Source organism: Stieleria sedimenti (genome assembly GCF_025060895.1).
Taxonomy (GTDB): Bacteria; Planctomycetota; Planctomycetia; order Pirellulales; family Pirellulaceae; genus Stieleria; species Stieleria sedimenti.
The window spans coordinates 1-12,884 of record NZ_JANZKV010000176.1 but is presented as its reverse complement, the minus strand read 5'-3'; the positions used below and the strand labels follow the sequence as shown (position 1 = coordinate 12,884).

Here is a 12,884-nt window from a genome sequence, read left to right as displayed (position 1 = left end):
GCCGTTTGGCGCGAGCCTACAGGCCCTGCGCTGGTCAAAACCATGTCGATTGAGCGGTATTGGGGTCGCGCCCTGCCGCTAACAGAAAAACGATTGGTGTCAAAATAGGGTGGCGTTGGGCGTCCGCAAACCTGAAACCTGAAACCTGAAACTTGCCTAAATCCGGCTTTGGCCCGTGCTCGAAAAATGCCCGTGAATCGCTAAACTGCCCTACTGACGTCTCCACCCCCAACCCCTCGATCCGATGACCACCACCATGTCGCAGAGTCTGACCGCACAGGACGCTTGGAAAAACTTGAACGCCCACTACGAGCAAATCAAGTCAAAGCATCTGCGAGAGCTGTTTGCCGCCGATCCGCAACGTGGCCAAACCTTCTCGCTCGAAGCGGTCGGGTTGTACTTGGATTACTCCAAGAACCGCATCGACGCCGAAACCGTTTCGTTGTTGATCAAGCTCGCCGAAGCGGCGGGGCTGAAGGAGCGGATCGAGGCGATGATGACGGGCGAAAAGATCAATACGACCGAAGACCGGGCGGTGTTGCACACGGCGCTGCGGGCACCGCGCGATGCGACGATCGAGTTCGAAGGAAAAAACGTGGTTCCCGAGGTTCACGCCGTGTTGGACAAGATGTCCACGTTTTGCGATTCGGTCACCAGCGGTCAGTGGATCGGACACACCGGCGCGCGGATTCGCAACATCGTCAACGTCGGCATCGGCGGCTCGGATCTCGGGCCGGTGATGGCCTACGAAGCGCTGCGTCACTACAGCAATCGCGGTCTGACCTTGCGGTTTGTGTCCAACGTCGACGGGACCGATTTTGCCGAAGCGACACGTGATCTGAATCCGGCCGAGACCCTGTTCATCATCGCGTCAAAAACCTTCACCACCCAGGAAACGATGACCAACGCGCACACCGCGCGCGCCTGGCTGCTGGAAAAACTCAGCGCGGATCATTCGGCCGTCGCCAAACACTTCGTCGCGCTGTCGACCAACGCCGATCAAGTCGCCGAGTTCGGTATCGACACCGACAACATGTTCGGGTTTTGGGATTGGGTCGGCGGACGCTACTCGATGGACTCCGCGATCGGACTGTCCACGATGCTGGCCATCGGTCCGGACCACTTCCGCGAATTGCTGGCCGGGTTCCATGAGATGGATCAACACTATCGGACCGCACCGCTGCAAGAGAACCTTCCGGTGCTCCTGGGCCTGCTGACCGTCTGGTACACCGACTTCTTCGGAGCCCAAACGACTGCCGTGTTGCCTTACGATCAATACCTCAAACGCTTTCCCGCGTACTTGCAACAGTTGACGATGGAAAGCAATGGCAAATCGGTCACGCTGGCCGGCGACCGAGTCGATTACGACACCAGCCCGATTTATTGGGGCGAACCGGGAACCAACGGACAGCATTCGTTCTATCAGTTGATCCATCAAGGGACGCACTTGATCCCCTGCGACTTCATCGCGTTCGCCAAGTCACTCAATCCGATCGGCGATCATCACGACAAATTGAGTGCCAACGTGTTCGCCCAAGGCGAAGCGTTGGCGATGGGCAAGACGCGCGAGGAGGTGTTGGCCGAAGGCACGTCGGAGGAACTCGCCCCGCACCGTGTCTTCGAAGGCAACCGCCCCTCCAACACGCTGCTGATTGAAACGCTGACGCCGGCGGTGCTCGGCAAACTGGTCGCGTTGTACGAACACAGCGTCTTCACCCAAGGTGTGATCTGGCAAGTCAACCCGTTCGACCAGTGGGGCGTCGAACTGGGCAAAGTTCTAGCCAAAAAGATCGTCCCCGAACTCGAATCCCCCGACGCACCGCTCGACCACGACAGTTCCACCAACACCCTGATCCAGCGCTACCGATCGCTCAAGTAGGGCATGCTGTGCATGCCGCACCGTAGGGCATGCTGTGCATGCCTTTTGTCATGCACAGCATGACCTACTCACGACTCACCATGGACCGCATGACCGACGGAGGTTGAATCATGCCGGATTACCGTCGTTTGTTTGTGCCGGGCGGAACTTATTTCTTCACCGTCGTCACCCATGAGCGACAACCAACATTCCGGCGGCCGGCAGCGATCGCGTTGATCGGAAGCATGCTTCGCAGGTGCATGATGCGGTGGCCAATGACGGTCAACGCGATCGTTTTATTACCGGATCATTGGCACACGCTCTGGACGTTGCCGCGTGGCGACAGCGAGTACCCCAAACGCCTCGGCTGGATCAAAAAGGAGTTCACGAAGCACTGGCTTTCCATCGGTGGTGAAGAACACGCGGTCACAGAGGGCAAACAACGCCAGCGGAGGCACGGGGTTTGGCAACCTCGCTATTGGGAACACGTCGTCCAAGATGAAGATGATTTCCAAAACCATTTCGACTATATTCATTGGAATCCGGTCAAGCACGGGCGTGTACGGTGCCCACGGGACTGGCCACACTCCAGTTTTCATCGCTGGGTCACCCAAGGCGTCTACTCGGAACATTGGGGCTGCTACACCGAAGGAATCGACCGACGTCCGTCAACCATCAAAGCCGTCAAGGAAGCTGGGGAGCCGTAGGGCACGCTGTGCGTGCCACACCGTAGGGCACGCTGTGCGTGCCACACCGTAGGGCACGCTGTGCGTGCCGTCTGTCATGCACAGCATGACCTACCTACTACCTGTCATGCACAGCATGACCTACTTATCGACCGTTCTTTTCTTTAGAGACTCTTCGATGAATCGCAGACACTTCCTATCTTTTGGCTTTCGTTTCGTTGCACAGACCGGCATGTTCGCTGCCGCATCCGCTTTCTTTCTGGCGTCCGCATCGTGCCAGGAGTCGACGGCAAACAAGGTCGTTTGGTCGCAAGAGTTCGACGGGGAATCGCTTGATCGGAACGTCTGGAGCTACGATGTCGGTGGGCATGGGTTCGGCAACGGACAACTCGAGTTCAACACCGATCGGCCTGAGAACGCTTACCTCCGTGACGGCAACCTGGTGATCGAAGCCCGACGGGAAGCTTACGGAGGCAATGCGTTTACGTCGGCACGGATTCACACCCGCGGCCGATTCGCATTTCAGTACGGAGACCTGGAGGCGCGGATCAAGGTGCCCGACACCGCCAACGGAATCTGGCCCGCCTTCTGGATGCTCGGCAACAGTTTCCCCGGAACGGTGTGGCCCAAGTGCGGTGAAGCCGACATTCTGGAAATCGGCGGCAAGGATGGCATCGCAAAAGAACTGCAGCACCGACAAATCAATTGTGCGTTGCACTTCGCCGGCGTCGGCGAGCAAAAAACGAGTCTGGTCGAATGGTTCGACGCGCCGGTGGATCTGCACCTGGATTACCACCTCTACAAGATCTCATGGACCCCGACGCACATGAAGTTTTTCTTGGACGGCAAAGAGTTCGGGTCCTGGGACATCACGGCGGCGGAGATGAAAGAGTACCACCAGCCGTTTTATCCGATCTTAAACGTCGCCGTCGGCAGTTGGACTCACTCCTACACGGGACTCGACACGCCGGAAAAAATCACGGCGACTTTGCCGGCCAGAATGCACGTCGACTGGATCCGGCTCTACAGCCATCCAGAAACGAAACTCATTCAAAACAAGTAGGCGACGCGCGGCCGATACATTCCAGCAGTGGTCGTTTCGACATCAGCCCGGTCGATCTTCGCGCGGAGCACACACCCGAAAGGTGCTCCGACGAGACGTTTATTGACGTGGCCACTACTACGGCACGGTCTTTGCGTCATGGTTTAATCGAAACGCACGGCGACGTCGTGCCCCTATTTAACAAACCATTTTCTTTCGGGAACGCAAACGATGGCACTTGAAACCAAAACCGATTTGAACCAATCGACGATCAATAAGCTCCAGAAACTGATCCGAGCCAACATCGACTCCTACAACGGCTTTCACGAATCGGCCGAAGAGCTGAACGACCCAAAACTGAAGACGTTGTTCAAGCAACTCGGCGATGAGCGTTCGGCCATGGCCAGCGAACTGCAACGACTCGTTGAGTTCAACGGCGAAGAAGCGGAAGACGACGGTAGCGTCGCTGCAAAGACCCATCGCATCTGGATCAATATCCGCGGCAAGCTCAACGGCGGCGACGCCCATGTGATTTTGATCGAGGCGGAACGTGGCGAAGACCACATCAAAGAAGCCTACGAGGAGGTGCTGAAGGAAACCGCTGGAAGCGCGATGAATGACGCCCTCACCGCACAATACGAAAAGGTGAAGGCGGGTCATGATCGAGTCCGCGACCTTCGAGATGCGTACAAGAACAAATAAATCCGGATCGCCCCATCTCCGCTCGGGCGTGCGACACGTCCAGCGATGGCGATGTTCGCCGCCGTTCGCGCAAGACGGCGTTTGGGCATGCCAGACCGACGTGCTTGCAGAAGGATCCAACCACTTGCCGCTGCGGTGCCGATGTCTCCGCCGCCGGGGATCAACCCCAGCGCACTGTCCAGGCCGAATCGGATCGAGGTGCCCGGAATCGACTTCAAGGCAACGAGAGAGGACGATCATCCGTCAAGGTTTGAGTGCGACCCGCGTGAACGATGCGAGTGCTGTTGAAACGTCCACCGCGTTTGATGTGCCAAAGCGACACATGGCGTCGGCTGCCTACCCGGGAATTGGTTCACGACGTCCTAAAAGTTTCCCTGATCGGCCCGTGGACGCTACACTGAAGCGGTTGGAAGTGATTCGATCACAGAACCAGTGGCGGTGATCGATCAAGCACTCGATGACGCGCAACATGTGAGGATCGGTTCTTTCGCCAGGAAGTAGGAAAGTTTGCGCCGGCGCCCGTTCGGCGATCGTCTATTCGGCGATTTCATTCTTCTCATTCAGGCAACGACCCGATGACCACAATTGCGCCCCCGACACCCTCTCTGACGCTTTCCGACCGCCTGCTCAAGACGGTGGGCCATGCGGTCAAAGCTCCCTCGGGCCACAACACCCAGCCATGGCTGTTCCGTTTGAAGCCGGGCCAAGTGGAGTTACTGGCTGATCTAAGTCGGGCGTGCCCCGTGGTCGATCCGTGCAATCGCGAGTTGACGATCAGCTGCGGCGCGGCCCTCTTCCATCTGAATCTCGCGATCCACTGCGATTCCCTGGCCACCATGGTACGAATCCTTCCGCCCGGCAGTGGTGAGAACATCATCGCTCGGGTGATGGTCGCCGGACCCTATGTGCCAAGTGATGACGAACAGCAACTCTTCGAAGCGATCCCCCAACGACGCACCAACCGGTTCCCCTTTAGCAAGCAAGACGTCGATCCACAATTGCAGACCGAATGGATCAATGACGCGAAGAGCGAAGCTGCATGGATTCACTTGATTCACTCCGAACGGGAGAAACACGCACTTGCCGATTTGATCAGCGAGGGTGATCGCGAGCAGGCGAGCGACAAGCGGTTTCGACACGAGCTTGCCAAATGGATTCATTCCAACACCAGCTCGCGACGCGACGGCATCCCAGGCTATTCACAGGGCATCGGCGATTTCGCGTCACACTTCGGATGGTTGGCCGTCCGCACGTTCGACTGGGGCGACGGCCAAGCAGCCAAGGACCGACAACTCGCCGAAGGATCACCGCTGCTGGCCGTCATCGGGACCAACGGGGACACGCCGGCGGATTGGGTCGCGTGTGGTCAGGCACTTGCCAAGATGTTGCTGCGGGGCGCGGCCTGGTCGGTCGACGCTTCGTACCTGAATCAACCGATCGAGATCCCGCGGTTGCGTACCAAAGTGTCCGAATTGATCGGCACCAACGGCTACCCTCAAATCCTGCTTCGCCTGGGTCACGGCAGGGAAGTCAAGCCGACACCGAGGCGGAGCGTCGAGGACGTGATCGTCTGACAGGCGGCGCGTCGGACCGGAGGGCTTGCGCCCTGCCGCTAACACGACAACCGAAACCGAGGGTAGCGGAACGGCGCGAGCCGTCCGGTGACGCCGACAGGCGGCGCGTAGGACCGGAGGGCTTGCGCCCTGCCGCTAACACGACAACCGAAACCGAGGGTAGCGGAACGGCGCGAGCCGTCCGGTGACGCCGACAGGCGGCGTGTAGGACCGGAGGGCTTGCGCCCTGCCGCTAACACTTCGTCAAACGCTGGGAATAAATGCTTCACAGCGTTGCCCATGCGGGCTTCCATCAAATGGTGCGGGCCCGGATTTGACTTTGCCGTCTGGACCAAAGAAACTGCCGTCTGAAACACACGCGACTCTTCACCGCCCGGGGATCCGGATGGCGTCTGTCAACCACATCAACCCACACGAATTCAACATGCTTCAGCGCCTTGTCTCAACGCAAACCAGCCGCCACTTCTCGACGATTCATTGGCGATCCAGGATCGCGGCACTTACACTGACAGCGGTCGCGGCCCTCGGTGTGTTGCCCCTGGACGCGTCACCGTTGAAAGCCGAGTCGGCCGCTGGTCCCAACATCATCTTCATCCTCGCCGATGACCAAGGCTTTGGTGACGTCGGGGCGCTCAATCCGGAGTCCAAGATCCCGACGCCGAACATCGATCGGATTGCAGCCGAAGGCATGATCTTTGGTGACGCCCACACCTCGTCTTCGGTCTGCACGCCGACGCGTTACAGCGTCCTGACGGGGCGGTATCACTGGCGAACCCATTTGCAAAAAGGCGTGCTAGGCGGTTTTTCCAAGCCGCTGATTTCTCCGGGCCGATTGACGATCGCGTCGATGCTGAAAAGCCAAGGCTACAAGACGGCCGGCATCGGGAAATGGCACCTCGGCTGGGACTGGCCACTCAAAGATGGCGGCACCGCAAACGACGGCGGCGAATTTGGCAAGCCCTACGCCAAGGGCTGGGACGTCGACTACGAAGGCGAGATTCAAAACGGTCCCAACGACCTGGGCTTTGATTATTTTTTTGGAATCAGCGCTTCACTGGACATGCCCCCGTATGTCTTTGTCCGCAATCGAGTCCCGACCGAAAAGGCGACCGTCGAAAAAGCGTTCAACCGCAAAGGCCCCGCCGGTGCCAACTTCGAAGCCGTCGACGTGCTGCCGACGATCACGGATGAAACCGTTCGCTTTATCAATGAGAACGCCAATTCGGACCAACCCTTCTTCATCTACTTTCCGCTCAATGCACCGCACACGCCGATCGTGCCGACCGACCAGTGGCGCGGCAAGAGCGGCATCAATGTCTATGGTGACTTCACGATGCAAGTCGATGCGACGGTCGGAAAGGTTCTGGAGGCACTCGACAAGAACAGCATCGCCGACGAAACCCTGATCGTCTTCACGACCGACAACGGGTGTTCGCCGGCGGCAAAAATCAACGAGCTCGAAGCGGCCGGACACGACCAGAATTATATCTATCGCGGACACAAAGCCGACATCTATGAAGGCGGCCATCGCGTCCCGTTCGTCGTCCGCTGGCCCGGTAAAGTTAAACCGGGGTCGCGCACCGAACACCTGATCGGTCAGATCGATTTCCTGGCCACCGCAGCAGAAATCACCGGCGCGACGATTCCCTTCGACGGCGCCGAAGACAGCGTGTCGTTCCTGCAAACCTTGCTCGGCCAGGCCCAGCAACCGCCGCGACAATCGATCATCTCGCAATCGATCGGCGGACAGTTCGCCATCCGCGACGGCGACTGGAAACTTTGCCTGTGCCCCGGCTCGGGCGGCTGGAGCAGCCCACGGCCGGGCCGCTATGACCCGTCCAGCATGCCGCCGATGCAGCTGTACGACCTGGCAGCCGACCCGGGCGAGCAAAACAACCTGGTCGCCGAACATCCCGGTCGGGTGAAAAAGATGAAGGCGATGTTGCGCAAGGCGATCGACGACGGCCGCACCACACCCGGCGAAAAGCTCGCCAACGACGCCGAGATCGTAATGGTCAAACCGCTGCCCAAGTCGAAGCGATAACGCACCAAGTGGGGTAAGCTTCCAGCCTGCCTCTGCTCGCACCAAGTGGGGTAAGCTTCCAGCTTGCCGTTGCTAGCAACAAGTGGGGTAAGCTTCCAGCTTGCCTCTGTTCGCACCAAGTGGGGTAAGCTTCCAGCTTGCCGTTGCTCGCGATCTTCGCGAGCGTCAACGTGGGTCGTAAGCTGGAAGCTTAGCTGGACGCCAGCTGGTCGCTGGTGGGGATCGCAAGCTGGAAGCTTACGCCACTTGCAGGTTCCGCTTGTGATGAATCGCTGGGACTTCGTAGGATCGCGGCATCGCCCACCGGTGAACGTACGCGCCGGTGGCAAAATCCTTCGTTGCACTCGATCCCGACACGCAATTTGGCCGGCACGGAAGCCACTGCCGATTCGCACCGACCGACCGCCCGGAAACGTTCCGAGCGGTTCGGCCGCTGGGCTGCGCGCCTGCGGCACCGCGGGACTTGCCTGTTTTTCTTCACGATCACGCTGCTTTGGGCGTGCTGGGCCGCGTTCGACTCGGTCGCAGCCCCCCCTGCGTCGGAATCGATCCGTGCCAGCGGCCACACGATTTACCGCTGGCAGATCGATGGCGCCGAAGCATCGCTATTGGAAGGCGACTGCGTCTTGCGTCACAACGAACAAGAGATCCAAGCCGATCGCATCTTGATCGTCACCGATGGTCCACGCGGCCGCGTTCGCAATCGGCTGGTGATCGAAGGCCGAGTGCGTGCCGACGGCAGCGTCGACCCGACGCCGCGAACGGCGACCTGGACCACGACACGCGACCCTTCGGTCCAGGCCCCCAATTATCGCGGCAAGCCGGCACAGCGTCCGTTCCTGTTGGAGTATCTGCCGCTTGATTCCATCGAGGCGGTGGGAGCCACGCCGCAGCGAGCGGAGTCATCGGTCGGCCAGGTTCAATTCACCCAACCGGTCCCAGATCCCAACGTCACCGATGGAAGCTCGACGATCCCGTCTCCGTCGCTGGCCCCCACCCTGGCTCCGCCCACGAACACGCTTGCGCCCTTGCAACCGCTGCCGCCGTCGGGCGGGCTTCCGCTGGTTACCGACTCGCCGCCGCCGATCGTGTTTGAGGACGGCGCGACCACCGGCGGGACGCAGTTCTTTTTCGGTGGTGGCAGCAAGAGCGTCGAGATCGATGCCCGCGGCGCTTCGCACCCACCGATCATTGATAGCGTCCTGCGTCCGGAAACGAACGAACAAATCATCATCGCCCGCGGCGGCGTGACGATCCGTGTCCGCGACGTCTCGGCCCAATTCGACGACGGCCGCTTCATGAATTTTGGCACCGTCACCATCTCCGCCGACCGCGTCGTCGGCTGGCTGCCGAACTTGTCAAACGTGTTCGACGGCTCGACGGATCTATCGGCCGCGGAAGGGGAACTGTATCTCGAAGGCGACATTGTGTTCCGTCAGGGCGACAATGTGATCTACGCCGATTCGATGTTCTACAACGTCACCCGTGAAACCGGGATGGTGCTGGACGCCGAAGCGATCACCACGGTGCCCGAATACCAGGGCGTGGTTCGTTTAAAGGCCGAAGTGCTTCAGCAAGTCGCCCGCGGCAACTATCGCGCGTTTGATGCGGCGGTGACCAGCAGCCGAATGGGTGTGCCACGGTACTGGCTGCAGAGCGAGCAGCTGGAATTCTTTGAACGGACGCGGACTCTGATCGACCCACGCACCGGATTGTTGGTCGCCGACAAAGATCCCTTTGTTCGCAGCAACAACAGTTTTGTGTTCTTGGGCGGGATCCCGATCTTTTACTGGCCGCAGTTTTCGACCAGTTTAGAGCGCCCCGTCTTTTATGTGACGGACATCAAGATCAACAACGACAGCAACTTCGGCACCCAGGTGATGCTCGACTGGGACGTCTTTCAATTGTTCGGCATCGACAACGTGCCCAAGGGAGTCGACTGGGAGATCTCAACCGATTACTTGAGTGATCGCGGGCCGGCGTTCGGCACGCACTTGGAATACAACCTGCCGGGACTGTTCAGTATTCCAGGCCGCACGCGCGGCGTGCTCGACGTGTGGGGGATTCGTGACAGCGGACGCGATCGACTGGGCCTGGATCGGCTTTCCCTGGAACCGGAAACCAAAAATCGGGGCCGGGCGTTGCTGCGTCATCAACAGCAATTGGCCAACGATTACGAGTTTATCGCCCAAACCGGCTGGCTGAGCGATCGCAATTTTCTGGAACAGTATCTGGAAAACGAATGGGACAACGATCCCGACCACGTCACCGGACTACGGCTTCGCAAATACCACCACAACCAGCTTTTCGATCTGGCGGCCAACGCCCAGGTCAATGATTTCTATCAGGAAACCGAACGGTTGCCGGCGTTGAACCATTACCTGTTCGGCGGCACGTTTTTGCAAGAACGATTGACATGGCAAATGCACAACCATGCGTCGTACTCCAAGCTGAATGTCGCCGATGCCCCGGAAGACCCCGTCCAGGCGGCGAACCACTTCCCGTTGCCGGGCGAGGTCGCCAGCGGCGGAGTGGTCGCATCGACACGCCAGGAGCTTTCGATCGGGCTGCCGGTGGGCCCCTTCAATTTCCGCCCCGTCGCTTCGATGGAAGCCGCCCATTACGGCGAGGCCGCCGACGGCCAATCGCTGACCCGTCTGCTCGGTCAAGCCGGGCTGCAGTTCAACCTGCCCATGGTCCGCATCGACCCCACGGTCCAAAGCAGTTTGCTGAACATGCGCGGGCTGGCCCACAAGCTGGACTGGACGGCGGAATACTGGTACGCCGACAGTGACGCGGACTTGGACGAATTACCGCTCTACGATCGACTCGACGACAACGCCCAGGAACAATTCCGCAGGCGGTTCATCGGCACCACCTTCGGCGGCACACTGCCCAGCGAGTTCGACCCGAGAACGTATGCGTTGCGTCAGGGGATCCAGCGCGGCGTGAGCAGCCCCAGTGACGTGATCGCCGATGATCTGCAGCAATTGCGACTGGGGCTGCACCAGCGATTCCAAACCAAACGAGGCCTGCCGGGCCGCGAACGGATCGTCGACATCATCCAATTGGACTTTGACACCATCCTGTTCCCGAAATCCGATCGCGATAATTTTGACGAAACGGTCGGCCCGACGACCTACGATTTCCGCTATCACCTCGGTGACCGCTATTCGATCTTAAGCGACGGCTACATCGACTTCTTCGACGGCGGCTTGCGTTCGATCAGCGCGGGGTTGCGGACCAGTCGGCCCGGTGTCAGCGACACGTACGTCGGACTGCTTTCACTCGAAGGCCCGATCAGCAGCACCGTGCTTCGCACCACGTACGACTACCGCATGAACGAAAAGTGGATCTTCTCCGGCGGCATGACCTATGACTTTGGCAACACCGGATCGGTCGGACAGTCGTATGGATTGACACGCATCGGTGAGTCCCTGTTGTTGCGGGTCAACCTGAACGTCGACACCGGGCGGGACAACATCGGAGTCGGATTCTTGATCGAGCCGCGGTTCTTTGCCCGCAACCTGGGCAACATCGGCGGCGGCTTGATCCCACCGCCAGGCATCGAAGGCCTAGAATAAAGTGGCGTAAGCTTCCAGCTTGCGACCCCCACAAGCTTTAGCTTGCCAAGTGGCGTAAGCTTCCAGCTTGCGACCCCCGCAAGCTTTAGCTTGCGTCCCTCTTTCCTCACCCCGTCTGCCCGTCCACCCACCGCGCGTAGTCACGATCGGCGTCCACGCTCCGCACAGTCACAATTTGCGGCACCTCGTACGGATGCAACGCGCGCAACACCTCTTTCAAACGAGTCTGTTGCTGGGCCGACGTCTTGATCACCAAGCGATACTCCGTTTCGCAGCACACGCGTCCGTCCCAGCAATAGTGACTTTCGATCGGTCCATCGATCTGGACACAGGCCGCCACGCGCCGCTCCAACAAAGCTTGGGCAATCGTCCGAGCTTGCTGCTGCTCGGAAACCGTGGTCCAGCAGACCAGAACGGTGGGTGCGTCGATCATCGTTTCGTCGCTCATGAAAAACCTAGACGGATTTTTGGAAAAACCCCGCATCCCGGCACGTGGCGTCAGCCAGTGGCGCGAGATGGTGGTGTTGCACACGCGCCGCTCGCTCACCGGTCTGTTGATTGAGTGAGCCGCGGACGCGTAAGCGACCGGGCATTCTGGCGCCCGCCCGAGGTCTGACGGCCAGCGGCTCACCATTGACTCAGCAGATCCCGAATCAATCAACAGCCCGTCACGCGTCCCGCTGGAAGGTCAGGCATTTACTTGAGACGCAATTTCAACAAAACGCTCCCGCCTTGGCAAGTTATCTCGAACGATTCTCAACAAGGCGACTGCTGACCACCTGTTTTAAAAAAATTGCGACGCATTGCTTCAAATATCAGTTGCCGGAAACCACCTTCGAGCGCTATGGTGAATGATTCAACGAATATCGACCCCCAACTGGAGAAATACGAATGAGTCACGAAGCCGTCATCGCCCAACTGAATGAATGCCTGAAACACGAGTGGACGGGTGTCGCACAGTACTCCCAGGCGAGCTTTATCGTCGAAGGTGTGTGGCGTGAAGTGTATGCCAAGACCTTCATGGAAAACGCCGAAGAATCATTCGGCCACGCGAAGCTGGTCGGCGACAAGATCGTCGCACTCGGCGGTGTTCCCGCCGCGACGCGGAACGAGATCAAGCAGACCCGCGACTTGCAAGAGATCTTGCAGAACAGTCTCGAATTCGAGTCCAAGGCGGTGGAGATGTACACCAAAGCTCTGGAGTTAGCCGAAGGCAATCGCCCGTTGGTGATCTTCCTAGAAAACATCTTGGAAGAGGAACAAGAAGGAGTCGACGAATTCACCAAACTGTTGCGAAACAGCGAGACCAGTGTGGCCGCCAGCGTCGACAGCAAGACGGCGTAGCATCACATCGGAGCACACCCACCGATGGCAGGGCATACGTGTTGGTGTGC

Annotated in this window: 11 protein-coding genes; 9 read left to right on the top strand and 2 right to left on the bottom strand. The window is 59.2% G+C overall.

Annotated elements, in window-relative coordinates; translation table 11 throughout:
* Positions 1-244 precede the first annotated feature (244 nt).
* The 4 genes from pgi (at position 245) to NZK35_RS22180 (ending at position 4,288) form a co-directional block, all read left to right on the top strand.
* Positions 245-1,879, top strand: coding sequence for a glucose-6-phosphate isomerase (pgi, locus tag NZK35_RS22195; protein ID WP_259634716.1), 1,635 nt, complete (start codon positions 245-247; stop codon positions 1,877-1,879).
* 110 nt (positions 1,880-1,989) lie between these two features.
* Positions 1,990-2,565, top strand: a complete 576-nt coding sequence (locus NZK35_RS22190; protein WP_259634715.1) for an REP-associated tyrosine transposase — start codon at positions 1,990-1,992, stop codon at positions 2,563-2,565.
* 157 nt (positions 2,566-2,722) lie between these two features.
* The gene (locus tag NZK35_RS22185; RefSeq protein WP_259634714.1) at positions 2,723-3,607 is read left to right on the top strand and encodes a glycoside hydrolase family 16 protein; all 885 of its coding nucleotides are present in this window, start codon (positions 2,723-2,725) and stop codon (positions 3,605-3,607) included.
* A 210-nt stretch (positions 3,608-3,817) separates the two neighbouring features.
* On the top strand, positions 3,818-4,288 hold the full coding sequence (locus NZK35_RS22180; protein WP_259634713.1) for a PA2169 family four-helix-bundle protein: 471 nt from the start codon (positions 3,818-3,820) through the stop codon (positions 4,286-4,288).
* Here NZK35_RS22180 and NZK35_RS22175 read toward each other — a convergent pair.
* Positions 4,243-4,506 (bottom strand): DUF4112 domain-containing protein, encoded by a 264-nt coding sequence (locus tag NZK35_RS22175; RefSeq protein ID WP_259634712.1) that lies wholly within the window; start codon positions 4,504-4,506, stop codon positions 4,243-4,245. The two genes, NZK35_RS22180 and NZK35_RS22175, sit on opposite strands and share 46 nt — an antisense overlap.
* Before the next feature lie 357 nt (positions 4,507-4,863).
* Here NZK35_RS22175 and NZK35_RS22170 point away from each other — a divergent pair, with 357 nt between their 5' ends.
* From NZK35_RS22170 to NZK35_RS22160, 3 genes are all read left to right on the top strand, one after another.
* Entirely contained in the window at positions 4,864-5,862 is a 999-nt protein-coding gene (locus tag NZK35_RS22170) for an Acg family FMN-binding oxidoreductase (protein ID WP_259634711.1), read from the top strand.
* 424 nt (positions 5,863-6,286) lie between these two features.
* Positions 6,287-7,906: a sulfatase family protein gene (locus NZK35_RS22165; RefSeq protein ID WP_259634710.1), complete on the top strand. Its 1,620-nt coding sequence runs from the start codon at positions 6,287-6,289 to the stop codon at positions 7,904-7,906.
* Positions 7,907-8,244: 338 nt separating this feature from the next.
* Entirely contained in the window at positions 8,245-11,490 is a 3,246-nt protein-coding gene (locus NZK35_RS22160; protein WP_259634709.1) for an LPS-assembly protein LptD, read from the top strand.
* A gap of 106 nt (positions 11,491-11,596) precedes the next feature.
* On the opposite strand, the gene cutA is transcribed toward NZK35_RS22160, so the two are convergent.
* On the bottom strand, positions 11,597-11,923 hold the full coding sequence (gene cutA / locus NZK35_RS22155) for a divalent-cation tolerance protein CutA (protein WP_259634708.1): 327 nt from the start codon (positions 11,921-11,923) through the stop codon (positions 11,597-11,599).
* Between the two features lie 200 nt (positions 11,924-12,123).
* Between cutA and NZK35_RS22150 the strand changes: the two genes are divergently transcribed.
* Together NZK35_RS22150 and NZK35_RS22145 are read left to right on the top strand one after the other, a co-directional pair.
* Positions 12,124-12,345, top strand: a complete 222-nt coding sequence (locus tag NZK35_RS22150; protein ID WP_259634707.1) for a hypothetical protein — start codon at positions 12,124-12,126, stop codon at positions 12,343-12,345.
* A gap of 36 nt (positions 12,346-12,381) precedes the next feature.
* Positions 12,382-12,834, top strand: a complete 453-nt coding sequence (locus tag NZK35_RS22145) for a ferritin-like domain-containing protein (protein WP_145220602.1) — start codon at positions 12,382-12,384, stop codon at positions 12,832-12,834.
* The last annotated feature ends 50 nt before the right edge of the window (positions 12,835-12,884 follow it).

Coding starts and splice junctions, on each gene's coding strand:
- pgi (WP_259634716.1), top strand. CDS start 245: ATGACCACCACCATGTCGCAGAGTCTGACCGCACAGGACGCTTGGAAA.
- NZK35_RS22190 (WP_259634715.1), top strand. CDS start 1,990: ATGCCGGATTACCGTCGTTTGTTTGTGCCGGGCGGAACTTATTTCTTC.
- NZK35_RS22185 (WP_259634714.1), top strand. CDS start 2,723: ATGAATCGCAGACACTTCCTATCTTTTGGCTTTCGTTTCGTTGCACAG.
- NZK35_RS22180 (WP_259634713.1), top strand. CDS start 3,818: ATGGCACTTGAAACCAAAACCGATTTGAACCAATCGACGATCAATAAG.
- NZK35_RS22170 (WP_259634711.1), top strand. CDS start 4,864: ATGACCACAATTGCGCCCCCGACACCCTCTCTGACGCTTTCCGACCGC.
- NZK35_RS22165 (WP_259634710.1), top strand. CDS start 6,287: ATGCTTCAGCGCCTTGTCTCAACGCAAACCAGCCGCCACTTCTCGACG.
- cutA (WP_259634708.1), bottom strand. CDS start 11,923: ATGATCGACGCACCCACCGTTCTGGTCTGCTGGACCACGGTTTCCGAG.
- NZK35_RS22145 (WP_145220602.1), top strand. CDS start 12,382: ATGAGTCACGAAGCCGTCATCGCCCAACTGAATGAATGCCTGAAACAC.